19 protein-coding genes are annotated in these 22,561 nt (G+C 64.8%); 7 read left to right on the top strand and 12 right to left on the bottom strand.

Going from position 1 to position 22,561, the window contains the following annotated elements; translation table 11 throughout:
• Positions 1-17 precede the first annotated feature (17 nt).
• Together ybeY and ABD283_RS07435 are read right to left on the bottom strand one after the other, a co-directional pair.
• Positions 18-524 carry an rRNA maturation RNase YbeY gene (gene ybeY / locus ABD283_RS07440; protein ID WP_344224348.1) on the bottom strand — a complete coding sequence of 169 codons (507 nt, stop codon included), beginning with the start codon at positions 522-524 and terminating at the stop codon, positions 18-20.
• Entirely contained in the window at positions 521-1,612 is a 1,092-nt protein-coding gene (locus ABD283_RS07435) for a PhoH family protein (RefSeq protein ID WP_344224347.1), read from the bottom strand. The genes ybeY and ABD283_RS07435 overlap by 4 nt, the downstream gene beginning before the upstream one ends.
• Positions 1,613-1,798: 186 nt before the next feature.
• Here ABD283_RS07435 and ABD283_RS07430 point away from each other — a divergent pair, with 186 nt between their 5' ends.
• Entirely contained in the window at positions 1,799-2,722 is a 924-nt protein-coding gene (locus ABD283_RS07430) for a GerMN domain-containing protein (protein ID WP_344224346.1), read from the top strand.
• Between the two features lie 85 nt (positions 2,723-2,807).
• Here ABD283_RS07430 and ABD283_RS07425 read toward each other — a convergent pair whose 3' ends face one another.
• The 3 genes from ABD283_RS07425 to hrcA all read right to left on the bottom strand — a co-directional run bounded on the left by ABD283_RS07425 (position 2,808) and on the right by hrcA (position 5,795).
• Positions 2,808-3,569, bottom strand: a complete 762-nt coding sequence (locus ABD283_RS07425) for a 16S rRNA (uracil(1498)-N(3))-methyltransferase (RefSeq protein WP_344224345.1) — start codon at positions 3,567-3,569, stop codon at positions 2,808-2,810.
• Positions 3,566-4,708, bottom strand: a complete 1,143-nt coding sequence (dnaJ, locus tag ABD283_RS07420) for a molecular chaperone DnaJ (RefSeq protein WP_344224344.1) — start codon at positions 4,706-4,708, stop codon at positions 3,566-3,568. Before dnaJ ends, ABD283_RS07425 begins: the two co-directional genes overlap by 4 nt.
• Positions 4,709-4,781: 73 nt before the next feature.
• Complete coding sequence (gene hrcA / locus ABD283_RS07415) at positions 4,782-5,795, bottom strand: heat-inducible transcriptional repressor HrcA (protein ID WP_344224343.1); 1,014 nt, start codon at positions 5,793-5,795, stop codon at positions 4,782-4,784.
• Between the two features lie 173 nt (positions 5,796-5,968).
• Here hrcA and ABD283_RS07410 point away from each other — a divergent pair, with 173 nt between their 5' ends.
• Positions 5,969-6,838 (top strand): DUF3097 domain-containing protein, encoded by an 870-nt coding sequence (locus ABD283_RS07410; RefSeq protein WP_425552811.1) that lies wholly within the window; start codon positions 5,969-5,971, stop codon positions 6,836-6,838.
• Between the two features lie 123 nt (positions 6,839-6,961).
• Entirely contained in the window at positions 6,962-7,414 is a 453-nt protein-coding gene (locus ABD283_RS07405; protein WP_344224342.1) for a DUF4870 domain-containing protein, read from the top strand.
• Between the two features lie 112 nt (positions 7,415-7,526).
• Here the strand turns inward: ABD283_RS07405 and hemW are convergent, their stop codons facing one another.
• Together hemW and lepA are read right to left on the bottom strand one after the other, a co-directional pair.
• Positions 7,527-8,771, bottom strand: coding sequence for a radical SAM family heme chaperone HemW (gene hemW / locus ABD283_RS07400; RefSeq protein ID WP_344224341.1), 1,245 nt, complete (start codon positions 8,769-8,771; stop codon positions 7,527-7,529).
• Entirely contained in the window at positions 8,771-10,627 is a 1,857-nt protein-coding gene (gene lepA / locus ABD283_RS07395) for a translation elongation factor 4 (RefSeq protein WP_344224340.1), read from the bottom strand. Before lepA ends, hemW begins: the two co-directional genes overlap by 1 nt.
• Positions 10,628-10,745: 118 nt before the next feature.
• Here lepA and ABD283_RS07390 point away from each other — a divergent pair, with 118 nt between their 5' ends.
• Positions 10,746-11,360: a type II toxin-antitoxin system PemK/MazF family toxin gene (locus ABD283_RS07390; protein ID WP_344224339.1), complete on the top strand. Its 615-nt coding sequence runs from the start codon at positions 10,746-10,748 to the stop codon at positions 11,358-11,360.
• A gap of 156 nt (positions 11,361-11,516) precedes the next feature.
• On the top strand, positions 11,517-11,777 hold the full coding sequence (gene rpsT, locus ABD283_RS07385) for a 30S ribosomal protein S20 (protein ID WP_344224338.1): 261 nt from the start codon (positions 11,517-11,519) through the stop codon (positions 11,775-11,777).
• Positions 11,778-11,933: 156 nt separating this feature from the next.
• Here the strand turns inward: rpsT and holA are convergent, their stop codons facing one another.
• The 5 genes from holA to leuS form a co-directional block, all read right to left on the bottom strand.
• Positions 11,934-12,935 (bottom strand): DNA polymerase III subunit delta, encoded by a 1,002-nt coding sequence (gene holA, locus ABD283_RS07380; RefSeq protein ID WP_344224337.1) that lies wholly within the window; start codon positions 12,933-12,935, stop codon positions 11,934-11,936.
• Positions 12,936-13,104: 169 nt separating this feature from the next.
• The gene (locus ABD283_RS07375; protein WP_344224336.1) at positions 13,105-15,648 is read right to left on the bottom strand and encodes a ComEC/Rec2 family competence protein; all 2,544 of its coding nucleotides are present in this window, start codon (positions 15,646-15,648) and stop codon (positions 13,105-13,107) included.
• Positions 15,645-16,652, bottom strand: a complete 1,008-nt coding sequence (locus tag ABD283_RS07370; protein ID WP_344224335.1) for a ComEA family DNA-binding protein — start codon at positions 16,650-16,652, stop codon at positions 15,645-15,647. Before ABD283_RS07370 ends, ABD283_RS07375 begins: the two co-directional genes overlap by 4 nt.
• Positions 16,653-16,693: 41 nt before the next feature.
• Positions 16,694-17,674, bottom strand: a complete 981-nt coding sequence (locus ABD283_RS07365) for a DegV family protein (protein ID WP_344224334.1) — start codon at positions 17,672-17,674, stop codon at positions 16,694-16,696.
• The gene (gene leuS / locus ABD283_RS07360; protein ID WP_344224333.1) at positions 17,674-20,217 is read right to left on the bottom strand and encodes a leucine--tRNA ligase; all 2,544 of its coding nucleotides are present in this window, start codon (positions 20,215-20,217) and stop codon (positions 17,674-17,676) included. The genes ABD283_RS07365 and leuS overlap by 1 nt, the downstream gene beginning before the upstream one ends.
• 160 nt (positions 20,218-20,377) lie before the next feature.
• Between leuS and ABD283_RS07355 the strand changes: the two genes are divergently transcribed.
• Both ABD283_RS07355 and ABD283_RS07350 read left to right on the top strand, forming a co-directional pair.
• Positions 20,378-21,454, top strand: coding sequence for an alpha/beta fold hydrolase (locus ABD283_RS07355; protein WP_344224332.1), 1,077 nt, complete (start codon positions 20,378-20,380; stop codon positions 21,452-21,454).
• Positions 21,451-22,551, top strand: coding sequence for a glycosyltransferase family 4 protein (locus ABD283_RS07350; RefSeq protein ID WP_344224331.1), 1,101 nt, complete (start codon positions 21,451-21,453; stop codon positions 22,549-22,551). Before ABD283_RS07355 ends, ABD283_RS07350 begins: the two co-directional genes overlap by 4 nt.
• Positions 22,552-22,561 lie beyond the last annotated feature (10 nt).

The raw sequence follows: 22,561 nt of genomic DNA, 5'->3' as shown, positions 1-22,561 counted from the left end.
GAAAGATTTCGGCGGGGTCACTTCATGGTTTCGACGGGAGCGCCGCGCCCCAAGAACTCTTCGAGCAGACCCCGCTGCAGGGTGAACATGGCTTCCCGCTCGGACTCCTCCACATGATCGTGTCCGAGCAGATGGAGCATCCCGTGGGCGGTGAGCAGACACAACTCGTCCTGAGTGCTGTGACCGGCCGCGTCCGCTTGCCGCTGGGCCACGGGAGGACACAACACAATGTCGCCCAGGATTCCGAGGCTCAACTCCTCCTCGGTTCCAGCGCGGAGTTCATCCATGGGAAAGGACATCACATCGGTGGGCCCCGGCAGATCCAACCACTGCACGTGCAGTTCGGCCATTTGATCCTCGTCCACCACTGAAATGGAAAGTTCCGTATCCGGGTGAATGTGCCAACGCTTGAAGGCGAGGTCGGCCAACGCGGTCAGCTGGCCGGGATCCACCGCGCGGTAGGCCTCGGGGTACGTGGCTTGTTCTTCCGGGGACCCCCACGGCGTGTCGATCGATACGCTCATGACTGCTCATCGCGCTGTTCGGCCGGGGCAGAGGCCGCGGCCCGGCGTTCGTCCTTACGGCGGCGCCGTTCGTTGCGATGCCGGTTGGTCGTATCGAACTGGTCGTAGGCCGCGACGATCTCCCCCACCAGTTCGTGGCGCACCACGTCCTGGGCGGTGAGCTCGCAGAAGGCGATGTCGTCAATGTGCTGCAACACGTGTTGCACCTGACGGAGACCCGAAGACGTACTGCCCGGGAGATCCACCTGCGTGACGTCGCCCGTGACCACGATGCGTGACCCGAAGCCCAGGCGCGTGAGGAACATCTTCATCTGTTCCGGGGTGGTGTTCTGGGCCTCGTCCAAAATGACGAACGCGTCGTTGAGGGTGCGGCCACGCATGTAGGCCAGGGGCGCCACCTCAATGGTGCCCGCTTCCATCAGGCGCGGAATGGACTCCGGGTCCATCATGTCGTGCAAAGCGTCGTACAACGGGCGCAAGTAGGGGTCGATCTTGTCGTTGAGCGAACCCGGCAAGAACCCCAGTCGTTCCCCGGCCTCGACGGCGGGTCGCGTGAGAATGATGCGGCTGACCTCTTTGGACTGCAGGGCCCGAACCGCCTTGGCCATGGCCAGGTACGTCTTACCGGTACCTGCCGGTCCCACGCCGAACACCACGGTGTGCTCATCAATGGCATCCACATAGTGCTTCTGGTTGACGGTCTTGGGGCGGATGGTCTTACCCCGCGTCGACAGGATGCCCGTGGCCAAGGCACTGGCGGGGCGCATTCCCTCCGCTTCGCGCAGCATGCGGGTCACACGCATCACGGTTCGTTCCGTGATCTCGGTGCCGCGCTGTGCCAGCACCACGAGTTCTTCAAGCAACGCCGCGGCGGAACGGGCAGCGTCAACGGGTCCTTCGAACGCCACGTCAACGTCGCGAACGGTGATCCGCACGGTCGGGTAGTTCTGTTCCAGCAGACGCAAGGTGGTGTCCGCCTGGCCGAGCGCTCGCAGTGCCGTGTCCCGGTCGGGCAGGTGCACCACAACTCGGGTGTGGCCTTCGTGGTCTTGGGGGTGTGATTCGACCCCGGATACATGATCAGTCATTAGGGACCAGCCTACCGCTCGTTGTGTTGCAGGTTGATAACGGTTTCGCCTGTGGCCCAGATCGGGGTTCATGGTGAACCTGAACTGTGGGTATCTTGTTTCACCGGTACCAAACACACACGTTCTGCATGCCCATCAACAATCGGTGCAGACACCAACGACAGCTCATACCGGGGTGGTGAACTCATGAACACAAGGCATCACTGTGCCCGGAGGCCGCTCACGGCACTCTCGGTAGGACTGGTCGTGGCCATGGGTCTCACGGCGTGTGGCTCGGCATCGGACCGTGCCACCAACGCCTCGAGTACCGCCCCGAGGATCGCTTCCGCCCCCATGGGCACGGACAACGCCTACGAGGGGGTCGCCACCGAGCAGACGCCCGTCTACTGGGCCGGAACCGGTGACCAGTCTGAGTACCTGTTCCGTGAATTCCGCACTCCTGGTGCTACCGACACCGCTGACCCCGTGGCCGAGGCCGTGGTCATGATGACCACGCTCGAACCACTCGACCAGGACTATCGGTCACTGTGGACGGGCGTCGAGTCCGTCGGTACGTCCGTGTCTCCCGACGGCACTATCACCGTGGACCTGCCCGCCACCGCATTCGCGAGCAGGCTTTCTGCCGAGAACGCTGAGTTGGCCCTTCAACAGCTCGTCTACACGGTCTCCGCTGCCGCCGTGACCGCGGGCCTCCTGGACGCGGCAACGGCCAAGGAAGTGCGCGTCCTGGTGGACGGGCAATCCGAGTACAAAGCTTTCGGTTCCGTGGACATTAACGAACCCATTGCCCGTGATGCGTCATTGGCGTCACCGGTGTGGTTGATCGATCCGCAGACGGGAACGAAGTCCGGCACACCCCTGACGGTGTTCGGCCGGGTGCTACCGGATTTCGCGTCCGCACGATGGGAAGTCATCCCCCGGGGCGAGGACGATCCTCTGGAATCCGGAGACGTCACCGAAGAAACAGGGTCTCCGACCTCTACGGCGGGCACGGAGTTCAGGATTCCCGTGGACGTTCCCGCAGGCGATTACACCGTCCGTGTTGCCGGAACGAACGAGGATGGTCAAAAAATCGAGGACGATCATCCCGTCACGGTGGTCGAGGACTGAACCGCCCAGCGTCCGCCCCGGGGCGCAACCGTGTGGACCGCACCCTGAGAACCGGCGGGATCGGATCGAACGATCGACCGAGGGGCTAGGCCCAACGCCCCGTTACAGCACAGAGTGCCGCCAATGCGGCCGGCCCGGCTGTGGAGGCACGCATGACTTCGTGGCCGAGCTTGAGGGGACGCGCCCCCGCCGCGATGAATCGTTCGAGTTCCTGTTCGCTGATCCCGCCCTCGGGGCCAACGATCAATCCGATCGACCCGGAATCGCTCAGTTCGCCGGAGGGCAGTCCGCCCCAGGAGAAGTCTGAGGACTCGTGCAGAACGAACCACCGACTTGAAGACGACCGTTGGATCAATGAGGCCAGACCGTTGGAGTTGACGTGCTCCCCCAGTTCCGGCCAGCGGGCACGGCGGGACTGTTTGGCCGCTGCCGTCATCGTGGACTGCCATTTGGCCAGGGTCTTGGCGGCACGATCGGGCTTGAGCCGCACAATACTGCGCTCGGCCTGCCACGGGACCACACGGTCCACGCCCAGCTCGGTCGCGCTTTCGGCCGCCTGTAAATCGCGGTCTCCCTTTGCCAGCGCCTGAACCAGAATGAACTCGGTAGCGGGTGCGGGTTCGTGCGTCACGGAAGCCACCCGCACGGTCATGGTGTCTTTGTCACCATGCAAGAATTCGCACGAAGCCCGAGTCCCGGCCCCGTCCACCAGATCTAGAGTCTCCCCCGTCCGCAGCCTGCGTACGGTCACGGCGTGGCGCGCCTCAGCGCCGGTGAGGATAAATTCCTCACCGGCGCTTGCGGCGCTCAGCTCACCGGGATCGGCGAAGAAGACCGGATCCGTCACAGATCGTTGAACCGATCCTTGAGTCGGGAGAAGAAGCCACCGGAGGACGGCGTGTTCACGGTGGTCGCATCCGAACGGCGTTCACCGCGCAGTTCGGCCAACTGCTCGAGCAACTCACGCTGCTCGGACTTGAGATCCTGCGGGGTTTCCACCTCGATGTGCACCTGAAGGTCACCGCGGCCCTTGCCGCGCAGGTGGGTTACACCGAGGTCCTCAAGCGTCACGGTGGCACCGGATTGGGTGCCCGCAGCAACGTCCACGTCGCGAGCGCCGTCGAACGTGTCGAGCTGGACCGTGGTGCCCAGGCCGGCCGAGGTCATGGGAATGCGGATGCGCGCGTGCAGATCGTCGCCTTCGCGGTGGAAGGTGGGGTCGGGATCGACCTTCAGCTCCACGTACAGGTCACCGTTGGGTCCGCCAGCGGTGCCGGCCTCGCCCTGACCCGACAGGCGGATGCGGTTACCGGACTGGATGCCAGCGGGGATCTTGATGGTCAGGGGGCGACGATCCCGCACGCGGCCCTCGCCGTAGCACTCGTGACACGGGTTCTCGATCACGGTGCCAAAGCCATTACATGACGCACACGGTGCTTGCGTGGTGACCACACCGAGGATCGACTGCTTCTGGTACTGCATGTGACCGGAGCCGCGGCACATGGAACACGTGGTGGGGCTGGTGCCGGGCTGGCAGCACGAACCCTGACAGGTGGGGCACACGACCGCGGTATCCACGGTGATGTCCTTCTCCACGCCGAACACGGCGTCCTTGAGGGAGATCCGCACGTTGATGAGCGCGTCCTGACCCTGCCGGGTACGCGACTGGGGGCCACGTTGGCCGGCGGTACCCGCGCCCTGGAAGAACGTTTCGAAAATGTCCGCGAAGCCGAAGCCCGAGCCGGGGAAACCCCCGCCGAAGCCGGTGTCGGTTCCGTTCTCGTTACCCGTGGCGTCATAGACGCGGCGCTTCTCGGGGTCGGCCAGAACATCATTGGCGTGGGAGACACGCTTGAATTCTTCGGCCGCCTCCGGGGAGGGATTCACATCCGGGTGGAGTTTGCGGGCCTTCTTGCGGTAGGCGCGCTTGATCTCTTCCGGGCTGGCATCCCGGGTCACGCCCAGGGTTTCGTAGTGATCGCTCACGATGGAATCGATTCTTCTTTCGTCAGTGTGTTTTTCTCAACGCGGATGGGGAACGGCGCCTCAACGGGCGCAGCTACTCCCCCAGCGTGTGGGACAAATAGCGCGCCACGGCTCGGACGGCCGCCATGGTGGAGGGGTAATCCATACGGGTGGGACCCACCACGCCCAGTTTGGACACGGATTCTGGGCCGTAACCGGTTGCCACCACGGAAGTTTCCGCGAGCGGATCGTCCGTACTGTCCGATCCGATGCGCACGGCCACACCACGAGCATGCTGTTGCATCTCTGACAACAATCGCAGCATGACCACTTGTTCCTCAAGTGCTTCGAGGACGGGACTGATACTGAGAGCAAAGTCACCGCTGAAGCGCGCCAGGTTGGCCGTGCCTGCCATGACCAGCCGGTGGTCCTCCGACGACGCCGCGAGCGAGGCAAGTGCTTCGGCCACTACCGCTCCGGCCTCACTCAGCTCCTGGGGCAGTTGTTGGACCAGGTTGGTCGCACCGGCCGGGACGTCCTGTAGCGGCCGTCCCACGACCGCTGCCAGAACTCGCGCTCGCAGTTCCATCAGTTCATGCTCGGGTAAGGCTCGGCTGACTTCCACGATGCGCTGCAGGACTCTGCCGGACGTGGGAATGAACACCACCAGCAGAGCGGTGCCGCCCACGTCCACGAGTTCCACGTGGCGCAGCGTGGTTCCGGAGGCAGCCGGGTACTGGATCACGGCCGCCTGGTGGGTGAGCTGAGCGAGCAACCGGACGGTGCGCTCCATGGCGTCGTCCAGGTCGTCGGCTCCGTCCAGGAAGGACTGTATGGCCCGCTTCTGCGGACTGGACAACGGCCGCACGGACGCGATCTGATCCACGAAGGTCCGGTAGCCCTTGTCCGTGGGGATACGACCCGAACTGGTGTGCGGAGCGACGATCAAGCCGTCTTCCTCCAGGGCCGCCATGTCGTTGCGAACGGTGGCGGAAGAGACGCCCAGTTGGTGTCGCTCCACCAAGGCCTTGGACCCCACCGGCTCGCGTGAATGGACGTAGTCCTCGACAATCGCTCGCAGGATTTCGGCTCTGCGCGGTTGGCTCACTCGATTCACCTCCCCGGCGTGGGCTGGACTCTGATCACGGATCAGGTTACTGCCTCATTCTGGCACTCAGCGGATGACAGTGCTAATTTCCTTCAGTGTACCCGCGCAGTGGTGTCACGCCATTTGGTACGCTCACCGCTGATCACCCATCCCGCACGTGAGGACAGCGCATCGTGACAGCACCCGGTTGGAACTGGGGGCCCCAGGATCTGAGTAGCCCCATGGTCTCCCGCACCGCTCCCGCCGCGCGCGACACTGCTCTGGAACCGGGCATGGTTCTCGAGGATGCCCAGACCGGTTGGGTGGGTGCTGCTGTGAGCCTGGAAACTATTGGTGGCATGCGTGTGGTCGGGCTGGAGGATCGCCACGGAAAGATCAAGACGTTCCCGCTGGGCCCGGGCTTCCTGCTGGACGGTGAACCCATCAAGCTTGGCCCACCCGTTCGGAAAACCGGCCCCAAGAAACCCGCCCGCACTCGTTCCGGGTCAGTGGCTGTGGAAGGTCTCCGGGCGAGCGTGGCCAAGGAATCCCGCATCTGGGTGGAGGGTTTCCACGACGCCGAACTGGTCGCCAAGGTGTGGGGCCATGATTTAGCGGTCGAGGGCATTGTGGTGGAACCGCTTCACGGCATCGATGATCTCCCCGCAGCGGTCCGGGACTTCAACCCGGGGCCCGAACGACGATTGGGAGTACTCGTCGATCACCTGGTGGCCGGCTCCAAGGAATCGCGAATCGCCGCTGATGCCCTCAGCGTCCCCGGAGCCCGGGGCAACCTGCTTGTGCTGGGCCACCCCTACGTGGACATCTGGCAATCCGTGAAACCTTCTGTGCTGGGGTTGAGCGAGTGGCCGGTGATTCCACGCGGAACCGACTGGAAGACCGGCATGGCCAAGGCCTTGGGTTTGCCCCATAAGACACCCGCGGACATCGGCCGGGCTTGGCAAGCGATTCTGGCGCGCGTGGATTCCTATGCTGACCTGGAACCGTCATTGCTGGGAAGAGTCGAGGAACTCATTGATTTCCTCACGGCACCACAAGGGTGAGGTGTCGCGAATTACACCGCGGTTTCAGCTCGAACACAGTGTATTCGCCCTAGACTGGACCGAATACTTCCAGCGCAGTGACACATTGCCCAACGGGCGCATAGCCCCGGAAAGAGACAAGTAGTGGTTGATCAAGTACAGGCCCGTCCCGGATCCCGGCCGGCCACCATGGACGGCCCCGCTTTCGAGAGCATTCCGGCGCAGGCAGAACCCCTGGATATCACCCAGGACAAGCAGTGGGCCACGCTGGCACACCTGGGCGGTGTGGCCGGTGCCCTGCCCAGTTACCTGGTCCTGCGCGTCATGGGCGACCGCGGCCCGTTCACCAAGCAGGAATCCCGTGAAGCCCTGAACTTCTCATTGCTGCCCACGCTGATCATTGTGGGCAGCATTGCCCTGGCGCTGCTGCCGGCAGTCGGGTGGATTTTCGCCCTGATTGCTGCCCTGACCTGGGTGGTGCTCACCGTTCAATCGGTCATCGCGGGCATCAAGGTCAACCAGGGTGAGCCCTACCAGTACCGCGGCAACACGCACTTGTACGACACATTGCAGACCAAGCGCTCCGCCAAGGCCTGATCGGTCCACAGAGCGAACAAGCATTAACGACGCCGCCGCGTCCGGTGACTCCGGACGCGGCGGTTTTATCGTGCGGCTATTTTTCGCCCAGTCAGCTCTGGCTAATGGAACGTCACCAGTCGAGGAGCCGACGCGTGACGGCGTCGGCCATGAGACGGCCCTGGCCGGTCAGGATCACCCGGCCAGCGATCGCGGCCTTTCCGTCGACCCATCCATCGGCGATAAGACCGGCTACGGCGTTGCGTCCCTCGGGGCGCAGGCTCGAGACGTCCAGGCCCTCCCGGATCCGAATACCCAGCATGACGTGCTCGAGGTACTGCGTGTCCTGATCCAAGGTTTCCCGGCCCACGGCCGGTGAGACTCCCCCGCGAATCTTGTTCGTGTACGGCAACGGATGCTTGATGTTCCACCAGCGCACACCGTCCATGTGAGAGTGCGCCCCCGGGCCGATCCCCCACCAATCCTGATTGCGCCAATACGCAATATTGTGGGCGCTGCGATTCTGCTCGGCACTGCGGCCATCATTGGCACGAGACCAATTGGAGACCTCGTACCACTCGAATCCGGCTTCACGCAGCAAACGATCAGCCACGATGTACTTTTCCGCCTGGTCATCCGGATCGACCTCGGGAACCTCACCGCGCCGGATCTGTGCGGCGAGCTTGGTGCCGTCCTCGATGATGAGCGAATACGCCGAAATGTGGTCGGGTTCCAGCTCCAGGGCGGTTTCCACGGAACGCTGCCAATCGGACACCGACTCCCCCGGGGTGCCATAAATCAGGTCCACGCTGGCCGAGAGTCCCGCCTTGCGAGCTCCTGCCACGGCGAGCGGAACATTGGCCGGAGTGTGAGTGCGCTCCAGAACCTTGAGCACGTGAGGCACGGCGGACTGCATCCCGAAGGAAACTCGCGTCACCCCGGCGGCCGCGAGGATCTCGAACGTGCGATCCGTGACCGAATCCGGGTTCGCCTCAACGGTGATCTCCGCGTCCGGAGCCAGCCCAAAACTCTCCTTGGCCTGGGTCAGGACATCCGCCAGGTTTTCCGCGGGAAGCAAAGTGGGCGTGCCACCACCGAAGAAGACGCTGTGCAGCGGGCGCGGCGGTGCCCCAGCGGCGTCGAGAACGGAACGGCCGAAGCGGACTTCCGCGGCGGCGTCGTGATGGTAATCCTCACGGGATACGTCGGGCCCCAGTTGGGACATGGTGTACGTGTTGAAGTCGCAGTAGCCGCAGCGCACGGCGCAGAACGGGACGTGCACGTACAGACTCAGCGTGCGATCGCCCGCCCGGGCCACGGCACTCAAAGGCAGGGAACCGTCGGCCGGAGCCGGGTCCCCTTCGGGCTGAGCGGGCATTACTTCTTCTTGTCCTTGCCCGACTCTTCGTCGGAGGACAGCGCAGCCACGAAGGCTTCCTGGGGAACCTCCACGCGGCCCACCATCTTCATGCGCTTCTTGCCTTCCTTCTGTTTCTCCAGCAGCTTGCGCTTACGGGAGATATCGCCGCCGTAGCACTTGGAGAGCACATCCTTGCGGATCGCGCGAATGTTCTCTCGGGCGATGATGCGCGAGCCAATGGCCGCCTGAATGGGCACCTCGTACTGCTGACGCGGAATCAGGTTCTTGAGCTTGCCGGTCATGACCACGCCGTAGGAGTAGGCCTTGTCCTTGTGGGTGATGGCGCTGAACGCGTCCACCTGCTCGCCCTGCAGCAAGATGTCCACCTTGACCAGGTCGGCAGCCTGTTCGCCGTCCGCCTTCCAGTCCAGGGACGCATAACCGCGGGTCTTGGACTTGAGCAGGTCGAAGAAGTCGAACACGATTTCCGCCAGAGGCAACCGGTAGCGCAGTTCCACGCGGTCCTCGGAGAGATAATCCATGCCCTTCATCTCGCCGCGCTTGGACTGACACAGTTCCATGACCGCGCCAATGAATTCCGAGGGCACGAGCACCGTGGCAGAGACCATGGGTTCGCGGATCTCGTTGATCCGGCCTTCAGGGAACTCGGACGGGTTGGTCACCTCGATCTCCGTGTTGTCCTCCAACGTCACGTTGTAGGAAACCGACGGCGCGGTGGAGATCAGGTTGAGGTCGAACTCACGCTCCAGGCGATCACGGGAGATTTCCAAGTGCAGCAGACCCAGGAAGCCACAGCGGAAGCCGAAGCCCAACGCGGTGGAGGTCTCGGGTTCGTAGACCAGAGCGGCGTCGTTGAGTTGGAGCTTTTCGAGCGCGTCGCGCAGGACGGGGTAATCGGAACCCTCCACCGGGAACAGGCCCGAGAAGACCATGGGCTTGGGATCCTCGTAACCGCCCAGTGATTCCTCGGCGGGCTTGGTGTGCGAGGTGACCGTATCGCCCACGCGGGACTGACGGACGTCCTTCACACCGGTGATCAAGTAGCCCACTTCGCCCACGCTGAGTCCCTTGGAGGGGATGGGCTCGGGCGAGATCACTCCGATCTCCAGCATTTCGTGGGCCGCACCCGTGGACATCATGCGGATGCGTTCACGGGGCTTGAGGGTGCCGTCCACCACGCGCACGTAGGTGACCACGCCGCGGTAGGTGTCGTACACGGAATCGAAAATCATGGCGCGGGACGGAGCATCCGCAACGCCCTCCGGGGGCGGAACATCCTGCACGATCTTGTCCAACAGCGCTTCCACACCCATGCCGGTCTTACCGGAGACTCGCAGTACCTCTTCCGGCTCCACACCGATCAGGTTCGCCAGTTCTTCCGCGTACTTATCGGGCTGGGCTGCGGGGAGGTCAATCTTGTTGAGCACGGGAATGATCGCGAGGTCGTTCTCGAGCGCCAAGTAGAGATTCGCCAGCGTCTGGGCTTCAATGCCCTGCGCGGCGTCCACCAGCAAGAGAGTTGCTTCACACGCGGCCAAGGAACGGGACACTTCGTAAGTGAAGTCCACGTGGCCGGGGGTGTCGATCATGTTCAGTGCGTAATCGGTGCCGTCCACGTTCCACGGCATGCGCACGGCCTGAGACTTGATGGTGATACCGCGTTCGCGCTCAATGTCCATGCGGTCCAGATACTGGGCCTTCATCTGTCGCGGGGTCACCACGCCGGTGGCCTGCAGCATGCGGTCGGCCAGCGTGGACTTGCCGTGGTCGATGTGGGCGATGATGCAGAAATTTCTGAGCACCGAGGGGTCGGTCGAGGCGGGTGCCGGTGGATTGACGGCCAACGGTGACACAGGCGGTCCTTTCGTTCTCAGGATGACTCCCCAGTTTCCCACGTTCCGTGCGGATGGGCGAACCGGACGTCCCGAACACCTGCCGCGCGGGTTGCGCACCGCCATTAGACTCGGATGTATGGCAGATTTCATGCGCCTCGCGCGCCAGGGCCTCCGCGCCTACCGCATGTACAAACGAGTCTCCGGTTCTATGCAGCAGAACCGGCGTCAAGACTCCCGCCCCGATATGCAGCAGCGTTCGACGCCGCCGCAGGATCAGTACCAGCCCCAAGGCCAGTACGAGCCGCGCGGGCAGTACCAGGCGCCCACCTCACAACCCTCGGCGGGTGGCCGGTTGTCCAAGCCGTACCTCGGTGACTGGACCGGCCCCGTGAACCCGCACTACGACCCGCACCCGGACGGTCGCCCTGATCCGGGCGAGGTCGTGTGGACCTGGGTGCCCTTCCAGGAGGATCACAACCAGGGCAAGGACCGACCCGTTCTGATTGTGGACCGCGCTGGCGACTACCTGCTGTGCGTCATGCTCACGTCCAAGGATCACGACAACGCGTCCTACAACGATCCGAACTTCGTGGACGTGGGAACCGGGAGCTGGGATCGTCAGGGGCGCCCTTCGGAGGCGCGACTCAACCGTGTGATCCCCGTGCTGGCCGCGGACATCCGCCGTGAAGGCGCAGTCCTTGACCGCAACCGTTTTGACGACGTGGCCCGGGAACTCGGGAACCGACGCTGAACACGTTGATCTGATAAGCTTTATCGCTGTGTGTCCGCGCTGGTCGTCGGGCACAGCGGATGGTTGCCACCGAGCATCCCCACTCTCACACTCAGTCGATGACTATCCGTGAGCCCTCACTGACCGAAATTCCGTGAACAGTTTTAGGAGTTATACGTGGCCAACATCAAGTCGCAGAAGAAGCGCAACCTCACCAACGAGAAGGCTCGCCTGCGCAACAATGCTTACAAGTCCGAGCTGAAGACCCTGATCCGCAAGGTCAACGACGCCATTGGCGCCTCCGACAAGGCTGCCGCCGAGTCGAACCTGCGCATCGCGTCCCGCAAGCTGGACAAGGCCGTGTCCAAGGGTGTTCTGCACAAGAACACCGCGGCCAACAAGAAGTCCGGCCTGGCCAAGAAGGTCTCCAAGATCTGATTCAGCCTCAGCTGACAGCGTGAGAGCCCGGTACCCACGAGGTACCGGGCTCTTGCTGTATCCCCAGCTTTCAAGGGATACGGGAGGTGGCGGTTTTCTGCGCTCGGACTATTCGGATGGGGCCGGCGTGGGACCCGCGAGACACAACCCCCGGGCTCAGTGCCGCCCCGAGGTGGCAATCACGGTAATGGCACGCTCCACCGCGTAGTACGGGGTGCGGGACTCCCCCTTGACCTGTGCATCGGCGTGGGCAATGGCCTTGAGAGCCTCGGTCACGTGCCCCGGTGTGAACCGACGGGCCTCGTTCTGTGCCCGTTCCACCTGCCACGGTGCGGCACCGACATCGCGCGCCACGCTTCCGGAGCTACCACGCGAGCCAGCAACTAATGCAATGAGGCGCAGCTTGGCCCCTAGTGCGGCCACCATGGGCACGGGGTCCACCCCAACGTCCACTGCCTGCCGCCAGAGCTTGAGCGCTTGATCGGCGTTGCCGGCCACGGCGGCATCCGCCACGCGGAACGCGGTGACCTCGACCCGGCCGCCGTAGTACTTCTCCACCAGGTCGTGATCGATGGTGGTGGGTCCGTCCGAAATCAACTGGGCGCACGCCGCTGCTAGTTCGGCGGTGCTGGTACCCACCGCGGCAGCCAGCGCACGAGCGGCGTCGGGCTCGATGCGTTTTCCGTGCTGCTTGAACTCGGCCAGGATGAAGGCGGACTTGTCCCGGTCCGACTTCAGGGGGGCGCAGTTGACCACCAGCGCCGCCTCTTTGAGAGCATCCAAGAGCTTTTTCCCGCGGTTACCGCCGCCGTGTTCCCAGAGCACCGTGACCTCCGGGTCCGGAGACTTTACGTACGCGAGAGCGTCGGTGAGAAGGTTCTCGTTAATGCTCGACAGTTCGGTGACGCACACGAGCTTGGGTTCGTCGAACAGGGACGGGCTGGTAACCACCGCGAGCTGGCCTGGTGCGTAGTCAGCAGCGGAAATGAGCGTGACCTCGCACGTGCCCCGTTCCTCACGGATCTGGTCGCGCAGGGACTCACGCACTCGCTGGATCAGGTACTCGTCCGACCCAGTAGCCAACACGAGCGGCTGGGGTGCGGCTTTCCGCCAGGAGGTACCCGAGTTCGACGGCGTGGATCGGCGCGCGGCTGCCATGGGCCCTCCTCAGCGCAGGATGAACCCGCGCGATGGTGATTGCTGTGTGGTGGTCTGGCTGCCCATGGTAGTCGTGCGGGCCGACACGTTGATGCCCAGCGATGACCCTGTGGACCCAGCTCGTTCTTTACGCATCACCACCCTCGGTTCATTCGCCCGCGAGGCTGATTCATCGGGTGGAGACGGAGATGCGGGAACCATCCTTCCTGATCCATAGCGAACCGTGCTGATCCGTTCGGGCCACGGAGGATCCGCTGTCCTGGAGAGCCTCGGTGATGCTCGGGTGCGGGTGCCCATAGGTGTTGTCAGCCCCCACCGAAATGACCGCGAGCGCGGGGTCCACAGTGTCTATGAGTCGGGTACCGCCATTGCGGGCTCCGTGGTGGGACACCTTGAGGATGTCGGCTTCCAACCGGGCCGCATCCGGTTGGCTGCGGATGAGACGGTTGGCGCCGTCTTCCTCGAGATCACCCGCGGAGAGCCACGTGGTGGTTCCGTTTTCTCCCGTCACTGTGATGCGCAGTGCCAGAGAGGCGTTGTTTTCGTCTTCAGAGCTCGGGGCGGTTCGGCGTTGTCCAGATCCCGCGGATGGCGGTTGTGGTCCCAGAACGGTGACTGTGGTCGCGCCCAGATCGAGGGTGTCCCCGGGGGCGGGCACGTGCGCTCGGTCCGCGAAGGTTCGGGCCGAGTCCGGCAGATCACCGGTCGCGGTCGAGTACCAGACCTGATCCACCGGAAAGTCACCGGCGAGAGCTTCCAACCCGGCCGTGTGATCGGCATGGTCGTGGCTGAGAATCACGGCATCCAACCGCTCGATCTCCGCCTGCCGTAAACATGACTTCAGGGCCCGTGGTTCAGGCCCCGCATCCACCAGCACCGCACTGCGTGCGCCCGTGCGGTGCAGTACCGCATCCCCCTGGCCCACGTCGCACACCACCGAATCCCAGGCCGGTGCGGGACGTAACCACCAGATCAGCCCTTGGACGATCAGAATCACCGTGGTGACGGCCGCGAGGACCGCGAGCGCGCGGCGTCGGCGGCGTCGTTTCTGCGCCACTCGCCGCCAGACGGGATCGGGGACGGGAACAGGCGCGGGTGCCGCGTCCAGGGTCCCGTGGGTGTCGGTGGGCCGCTGGCACCGCGCGTCCAACCAGTGCAGCACTCCCCCGGCCGACACGCTGATGACGGCGAGCAGGACAATTCCCCAGATCCCCGGCGGCCAGGGAATGAGCGATCCGGGCAGCCCGGCGAAGAATTCCGCGATCCACGCAACGCCGCGAGCGGGGACAGCGGCAACCGTGATCGGAACCTGCGCGGATCGCTCCCATGCGCCCATGACGGGATCGGCTTCCAACCCGGGAATCAGGAGGAGCGCGGGCATCAGCACGTTGGGCACGACCAGAACACAGACGGCGATGAGCCCGGCCACGGTCGCGACGGGCACCAGGAGCGTGGCCGCCATATTGGCCGGCAGTGAATACGTGGGTAGTGCCGGGTTGAGCAGCAGGAGCACGGGACCGCACCACAGCTGCGCGACGAACGGGATGGCGATGCACAGCGCCACGGGCACCGGCAGCTTCAACGCCAATAGGCGGGCGACGGCGCGGCCGCTCACCACGATTCCCGCGGTCGCGAGCACCGACAGGATGAACCCGAAGTCGATGGACAGCCCCGGTGAGACCAGCACCAGGCCGATCACGGCGGCGCTCAAGGCGTTGAGGCTCACTCCGTTACGGCCGCTGAGCATACTCAGTGCACCAAGCGCACCCATCACTGAGGCTCGCAGCACGGACGGGTCGGGCCCGACGAGCAGCACGAAACACCCGAGCGCAAGCATCCCGGCCATCAGACAGACTCTTCGCCCAGCTCCCATGGTCAGAGCCGCGTAACCGGTCAGGGTCATCGCCAACGCGCAGTTGGATCCGGACACCGCCGTGAGGTGGGTCAGCCCGGTGGTGCGCATGTCCTCGGTCAGCGACGAAGAGATCTGGGAAGTGTCCCCCACCGTCATGCCGGGCACCAGGCCCGCTGCAGCGGCTCCGTGGGAAAGACTCAGCCGCGCGAGATCCGAGCGCGCTTGCTCGAGCAGCCCCGGTTCCGTTTCCTTCTCGGTGGTTTCCACCACGGGCGCCGACGACGCTCGCGCCGTCAGTTTCGCCGGGCTCGCCGTATCGGAGAGGGTCAGCGTGGCGGTGAGGGTGTCTGCGTCGTCGAGCTCTTGCCACGCGGGGTGAGTAGCGAACACTGTCACCTCGGTGTGTTCACTTCTCGTGCCGAGCTGCTCAGAGTGCAAGGTGACTGCTGTGCCTTCTCCCGCCTCGCCTCGCCCCTCGAACGCCCGGCTCGAATACGCGGTGGGCTTGCCGGCCACCGTGGCCGTGACCCGCACGGTCGCCCCGGGTGGATGCTCGGAGAGCGCGGATCGCGCGGGTTGGGTCGTATTCCACGCGGTCAACACGGCCGCGGCGGCGCAGAGAGCCACCACGGCGAGCGCCCCGAGCACCTCGGTGGGCCGCCCGTACACCCCGTGACGCACGCTACTGCCGTGACTGCGTCGATGACGTCGCAGCAGGAGCAGCACCGCTCCGGTGACACCCACGCACGAAAGTCCCGTCCAGACCGCTGGCGGGAGTCCGCTCGTGAGGAAGACGATGGAACACAGCCAAGCGGTCATGGCCGACGGGACCAGGCGTAGGTCCCACCGACGGTTCATACCGAAACCAAAGGCAACAGCGCTTCCAACATGGCAGGTCCGATGCCGCTCACATCGTCAAGTTGCTCGGTAGCGGTGAAAGGCCCGTGCTCGGTTCTGAAATCGACAATCCGTTGGGCCAGGACCGGCCCCACCCGGGGTAGTTCTTCGAGATCCGCCGCGGTGGCAGTGTTGAGGTTGATCAGCCCGCCCGAGGCCGCGCCATCCGTTGTGCTGCGTCCTTCGGAGTCGCTCCCTGCCGTTCCATCGGTGGGGGCACCAGCAGAGGTGTTCCCCGCCTGTCCACCGGGCGCAAGGCCGGCCTGTCCACCCGCGGCGTGCAGCTCCGCCGCGGTCTTTTCGTTGGGGATCAAGACCTGTTGTCCGTCGGTGACCGGCTGGGCCAAGTTGATGCGCTCGGTGACCGCATCTTTCGTGAGTCCTCCGGCGGCTTCAACGGCGTCAACGACACGGGCTCCCGGGGACAACTGCACCACGGCGGGTTTCTTCACCTCCCCCACCACGTGCACGGTCATGGGTGAGGTTGAACCTCCAGCCGCACCAGCAGATCCGGAAGCCCCCGAAGAAGCCCCAGAACTCGGCTCTGCCCCGGCCGCTTCGCTCACAGGAGATCCAGCGGCCGGCGCACGAGAGGCAGCCGCGGAATCGGTGGTCTCGGCTGCGGCCACCACCGATGAATCGGGCTCTGTCCCTCCCGGCAGCAGAGAGAGCGCGGAGATTCCACACACCACCAGTAGCACCGCAATGAGTACCACGATGGCCGGGCGGGTGAAGAAAGTTCGCACCGCTACCGGTTCACGGTGCTGCGGTCCCGTCTCCTCAGGGAGAGGAGCTGTGGCCGTGTCGGCGCCATCCGGCTCCGCCGAGCCCTCTGCTCGCTCCGCGACCCCTTCCAGGAGGGCGGACAACCGCTCCGTGGCTTGTTGATCCCGCAGCCGTGCTCGTCCCCGATAATTGACCCCGCTCATGGGCACCAGCCAACCGCCCGGGACGGGACGAGCCAATCGTCAGAACACGGTCAGGGGATCACGTGGCAAAAAGTGTGTCAGGACTCCGCCGGTGCAGCGCGATTGCCGTGCGCAATGGGTCGATTCGTCGGGCCCTCAACGATTGCCGCTTTGGTCCCCAACCCCACGTGAGCGCTCAACACCGCCGGCAACTCGCTCAGGATCAACTGGGCATCCGGCCGATAGCGATCCACCAGCGTCTCCCCCAGCTCCCGTGCACCATGGGGGTCGGAGACATGGTGGATGCACAGCACGGGCGAGTCCTGCTCGGAATTGGCCAGCGCGTCCCCCACGAGCGTCGTAAACCGCCCACGGGCCTTGATGGCGGACACCGGCCGCTCCACGGTCACGATCTTTCCCTCGTGCAGTGACAGCAGCGGTTTGATCTGCAGCATGGTCCCGAGCATCGCGGAGGTCGGATTGATCCGGCCACCCCGGCGCAGTGTCTCCAGGGAATTGACCTGGATCAGCACTTGCGCCTCGGCCGAGGCAGCGGAGGCGGCCGCGGCGACGTCGTCGATGCCCTGACACGCCAAGGCGGCGCGGACCGCGGCCCGTACCCCCAGGCCCTGCCCGAGCGCGGCGCTGTGGGTATCTACGAGACGTACGGGAATGTCGATATCCTGGCGCGCAATGCGTGCGGCGCCCAGGGTGCCGGACAGCTCCGCCGACAGGTGGACCGAGACGATCGCCTTGAACCCCGCGGCTTGGAGCGCCGCGTAGATCTTGCGCAGTTGTCCGGGGGCCGGCCGCGAGGTGGTCACGGGTCGACCCTCGGCCAGCGCAATGACCAGGGACGAGAGCATGTCCGCCTCGTCCTCGGTGTAGAGCTGGCCACCGATCAGCACCGGCAGCTCCACACAGGCGAATGCCCCGGAGGCCTCGAACTCGTCCTGCCACGCGGGAGGAAGGGCGGCCGCATTGTCCGTGACCACCGCGACCTTGGCCCCGGACACGGGACAGCGCCCGTCCCCCGGCCTTGAACCGGGTGACGGGCGCTGGTCCTTGGTGGAGTTCATCACACCACGATATTCACGAGCTTGGGTGCACGCACAATGACCTTCCGGACCGTGGCGTCGCCAATGTGGCGCTGGACCGTCTCCGACGCCAGTGCTGCGGCTTCGAGGTCGGCCTCCGAAATATCCGCGGCAACCTCCAGTCGATCGCGGACCTTGCCCTTGATCTGAACCACGGCGGTGACCGTGTCGTCCACGAGCAGGGCCTCGTCCACCTCGGGCCACGCGGCGAGTACCACGGAGTCCTCGTGGCCCAGGGCGTGCCACATGTCCTCGGCGGTGTAGGGCGCCACCAGGGACAACAGAATGGCCACGGCCTCCACGGCCTCGCGCACGGCGGGATCGGAAGCGCCGGGGCCGCTGTCGATGGCCTTGCGCACGGCGTTGACCAGTTCCATGGTGCGCGCAATGACCACGTTGAACTTGCCGGAGTCCAGCAGTTGCGTGGTATCCGCAATGGTTCGGTGGGTCACGCTGCGCAATGATTTGTCACCGGCGGAGAAGTCAGCATCCGCGCCGGCGGTGCTGTCCTGAGCCAAGCGCCACGCGCGGGCCAAGAACTTCTGGGACCCCTGCGGAGACACGTCCGCCCAGTCCACGTCGTCCTCGGGCGGGGACGCGAACACCATGGTCAGGCGAACGGCATCCACACCAAACGCATCCAACTGTTCGCCCAGGTCCACGCCGTTACCCAGCGACTTGGACATGGCCTTGCCGCCGTTGAGCACCTGGCCCTGGTTGAGCAGCGCCTTGAACGGCTCCTGGAAACCGATCAGGCCAAAGTCGTAGAGCGCCTTGGTGAAGAACCGGCTGTACAGCAAGTGCAGGATCGCGTGCTCCACGCCGCCCACGTACTGGTCCACCGGCAGCCAGCGGTCCACCTCGTCCCGGTCGAACGGGGCGTTCTCGTCATTGGGCGAAGCGAAACGCAGGTAGTACCAGGACGAATCCACGAACGTGTCCATGGTGTCGGTATCGCGCGTGGCCGGCCCACCACATTCGGGGCAGGTCACGTTCACCCAGTCCGACGCCGCCGCGAGCGGGGACTGTCCCTTGGGCGAGAGTTCCTCACCGCGCAGGTTCTCGGGCAGCTGCACGGGCAGCTGGTCCTCGGGCACGGGCACCTCTCCGCACGCTTCACAGTGAATGATGGGGATGGGTGCGCCCCAGAAACGCTGGCGGGACAGCAGCCAGTCACGCAGGCGGTAGTTGATGTGGCGCTCGCCGGTGCCGGCTTCGCGCACGATGTCGATGGCCTTGGAGATCGCCTCGGCCTTGGGCAACCCGTCCAGCGAACCGGAGTTGACCAACTGGCCGTCACCGGTGGTGGCCACGCCGGAAACGGCGGGATCCTCTTCACCGGTGTCCACGACCACGCGCACGGGCAGATCGAATGCACGGGCGAAGTCAAGGTCACGCTGATCGTGGGCGGGCACGGCCATGATCACACCGGTGCCGTAATCGGCCAGCACGTAGTCCGCGGCCCACACGGGCAGCTTCTCGCCGTTGAGCGGGTTGACCGCGTAACGGCCCAGGAACACACCGGTCTTCTTGCGGTCGGTGGACTGGCGGTCGATGTCGGAGAGCGCCTTGATGTTCTCCTGGTAGTCCTCCAGGGCAGCGCGGTGCTCGTCATCGACGATTTCGCCGGCAATGGCGGCGTCCGCGGCGACCACGCAGAAGGTGGCACCGTAGAGGGTGTCCGGGCGGGTGGTGAACACGGTGACGGTGCGCCCGGAGGTGTCGGAAGCGTCCGCACCTTCAGCGGGGGCACCCTCGATCACGAAGTTGACGTGAGCGCCTTCGGAACGGCCGATCCAGTTGCGCTGCATGGCCAGCACGCGCTCGGGCCAGTGGCCGTCCAGCTCCTTCATGTCCTCCAGGAGCCGGTCTGCGTAATCGGTGATCTTGAAGTACCACTGGTTCAGGGATTTCTTGGTCACCGGCGTGTGGCAACGCTCGCACTCCCCATTGACGACCTGTTCATTGGCCAGCACGGTCTGGTCCGTGGGGCACCAGTTGACCGGTGAGTCCTTCCGGTACGCCAGGTTGTGCTTGTAGAACTGCAGGAACAGCCACTGGGTCCAGCGGTAGTATTCGGGATCCGAGGTGTGGATCTCGCGGGTCCAGTCCGCACTGATGGCGTAGCGCTGAAAGGACTTCTTCTGCGTGTCGATATTGCGGTAGGTCCACTCCGCGGGGTGAGTGTTGCGCTTGATCGCCGCGTTTTCGGCCGGCAGACCGAAGGAGTCCCAGCCGATCGGGTGCATCACGTCAAAGCCGCGGTGCTTCCAGTAGCGAGCCACGACATCCCCCATGGCAAACGCCTCAGCGTGACCCATGTGGAGGTCACCGGAGGGGTAGGGGAACATGTCCAGCACGTAGCGGCGGGGCCTGGAACCGTCGTCGAGGGGCTTGTACACCTGCTGCTCGTCCCAGAACTGGGGCCACGCGGCCTCAATCCGTTGGAAGTCGTACTCGGTTCCCGTCTCCGGGGTGTTCTGCGCGCTCACGTGCCTCGCCTTCACATCACATAGTTGAGTCATCCGCGCGCCGCCGCACCGGGCGGCAAGCGCTGGCATGGTGATTCCACGCGGAATGACATGGGGATCTCCCGTCAGTTTAGACCAGCACCGCAACTGCGGCGTGCTCCCGGGCCGGACGGTTACCATGGACCCGCCGCTAGCCCATGACTTGGAGGTCACCGTGGATAATCCGTACGCCGAACGCCGCAGCGTTCAACTGGACGGATACAAGGTCAGATACTGGTTCTACGACGCGGACAAGAAGCACAAACCACTGCTCGTGATGTTCCATGGTTTCCGCGGGGACCATCACGGCCTGCAACTGATTGCCACCGAGCTGCGCGAGAAGTATCACGTGGTCGTGCCGGATCTACCGGGTTTCGGCCGCTCCGAACCCTTCCCGGAGCGCGAACACAGCATCCCCAACTACGTGGATTTCGCCCGGGACTTCATCACGGGCCTGACCGACGGCGCCGTGTCCCCGGACAGCGACAGCGGCATCATTGTGGCCGGCCATTCCTTCGGCTCGATCATTGCCTCCCACTTCGCCGTGGCCTACCCGTCCATGGTGCGCCGGCTCGTGCTGATCAACCCGATTTGCGAACCTGCCCTGGACGGCCAGCACAAGGGCCTGACCAAACTCACCGAGTTCTACTACGGTGTGGGCAAAAAGCTGCCCCGCGTTCTGGGGTCCAAACTGTTGTCCTCCGGGTCCGTGGTGAAACTCATGACCGATGTCATGGTCAAGTCCAAGGACCCCGAGGTGAAGAAGTACGCGCTGCGCCAGCACGAGTCCTACTTCTCCACGTTCGCCAACCGGGACGTTCTTCACGAGGCCTACCAGGCCTCGATTTCCGGCACCGTGGCCGAGGTTGCCATGCAGTTGGCCATGCCCACCCTGCTGATCGTGGGTGCCGAAGATGATCTGGGCTCCGTGCAATCCCAGCAGACCATGGCCTCCTGGATCCGCAGCCACCGTTTGGAGATCATTCCCGAGACCGGTCACCTGATTCACTACGAAGCCCCGCAGCTGGCCGCCGAGTACATCGATGATTTCCTGTCCTCCCCCGCACCGGAGCCCCTGGACGTGCACGCCGAGCTGCCCCTCGCGGACACCACCGAATCCACCCCGGACCAGCTCACCGGAATGACCCCGATCATTCGTCAGGACCAGCTGGCGCGCGAACAGGCCGCGCAACAAGCCTTCCGCGAGCGCCGGGGCCGCAACGATCACCGCACCGGTGATGACCGCCCGTGAAATTCCTGTTCGACGCCCGCTACATTCGCACCGATCATCACGACGGCATCAGTCGCTACAGTGCAGAACTTCTCACCGCGCTGGCCGATCTGACCCGCGATGATCCCAGGGTCCGGCTCGCCGCGCTCATCAGTGACCCCGCTCAGCTGGATCATGTCCCGGACCTTCCGCATCTCACGGGGCCTTCCGTGACCTCACCGGCCGAGGCGCTCACGTCCCTGAAGCTCAACCGCTACCGCCCGGACGTGGTCTTCTCGCCCATGCAGACCATGGGGTCGCTGGGCCGTCGGTACAAGCTGATCCTCACCCTCCATGACCTGATCTACTACGAACACCCCCAGCCGCCCTCTGACCTGCCGTTACCCATCCAGTGGGGGTGGCGGGCTTATCACAAGGCCTGGTGGCCGCAGCGGGTCGCGCTCAATCGCGCCGACGCCGTGGTTACCGTCTCCGAAACCTCTCGCGAGCAAATCCTGGCTCACCGCCTGACCAAACGGGACGTGCGCGTGGTGCCCAATGCGGCGTCGGCGGCGGCACTGACCGATGCGGAGGCGCTGACACGGCTCGGGACGCGCGGCAGAGACCTGCTGTACATGGGTTCGTTCCTGCCGTACAAGAACGTGGAGACCCTGATGCGCGCGGCCGCTCAGCTGCCCGAGTACACGCTGCACGTGCTGTCCCGGATTTCACCGGCGCGCGAATCGGAACTACGTGCGCTCGCGGGCCCCGCCGACAACGTGGTTTTCCACCGCGGGGTGAGCGACGCCGAATACCAGGACCTGCTCTTTTCGTGCGCTGCGCTGCTCACGGCCTCGCGCGCCGAAGGTTACGGCCTGCCGCTCATCGAGGCCTTCGCGGCCGGGGCTCCCGTAGTCTGTTCGGACACACCGATTTTTCGGGAGGTGGCCGGCCGCGCCGCAGGGTACGCACCCGCCGACGACGCCGCCGCGTTCGCCGCCCGGGTGCGCGAGCTCGCCGATCCGCAGCTCGCGCAAGAACGGGTCCTGGGGGGACTGGAACGGGTACGAGCCCACACATGGGCGGATTCCGCGCAACGGCTCCTGGAGCTCGCGAACGAGCTGCAGCAACGCGGCTGAACCGGGCCTT

This window comes from Kocuria atrinae (genome assembly GCF_039531425.1).
GTDB lineage: Bacteria > Actinomycetota > Actinomycetes > Actinomycetales > Micrococcaceae > Kocuria > Kocuria atrinae.
This window is presented reverse-complemented; position numbering and strand designations above follow the sequence as displayed.

Bases quoted from the DNA above. Each gene is read 5' to 3' on its own strand.
- ybeY (WP_344224348.1), bottom strand. From the start codon at position 524: ATGAGCGTATCGATCGACACGCCGTGGGGGTCCCCGGAAGAACAAGCC.
- ABD283_RS07435 (WP_344224347.1), bottom strand. From the start codon at position 1,612: ATGACTGATCATGTATCCGGGGTCGAATCACACCCCCAAGACCACGAA.
- ABD283_RS07430 (WP_344224346.1), top strand. From the start codon at position 1,799: ATGAACACAAGGCATCACTGTGCCCGGAGGCCGCTCACGGCACTCTCG.
- hemW (WP_344224341.1), bottom strand. From the start codon at position 8,771: ATGCCCGCTCAGCCCGAAGGGGACCCGGCTCCGGCCGACGGTTCCCTG.
- ABD283_RS07390 (WP_344224339.1), top strand. From the start codon at position 10,746: ATGGCAGATTTCATGCGCCTCGCGCGCCAGGGCCTCCGCGCCTACCGC.
- holA (WP_344224337.1), bottom strand. From the start codon at position 12,935: ATGGCAGCCGCGCGCCGATCCACGCCGTCGAACTCGGGTACCTCCTGG.
- ABD283_RS07375 (WP_344224336.1), bottom strand. From the start codon at position 15,648: ATGAACCGTCGGTGGGACCTACGCCTGGTCCCGTCGGCCATGACCGCT.
- ABD283_RS07365 (WP_344224334.1), bottom strand. From the start codon at position 17,674: ATGAACTCCACCAAGGACCAGCGCCCGTCACCCGGTTCAAGGCCGGGG.
- leuS (WP_344224333.1), bottom strand. From the start codon at position 20,217: ATGACTCAACTATGTGATGTGAAGGCGAGGCACGTGAGCGCGCAGAAC.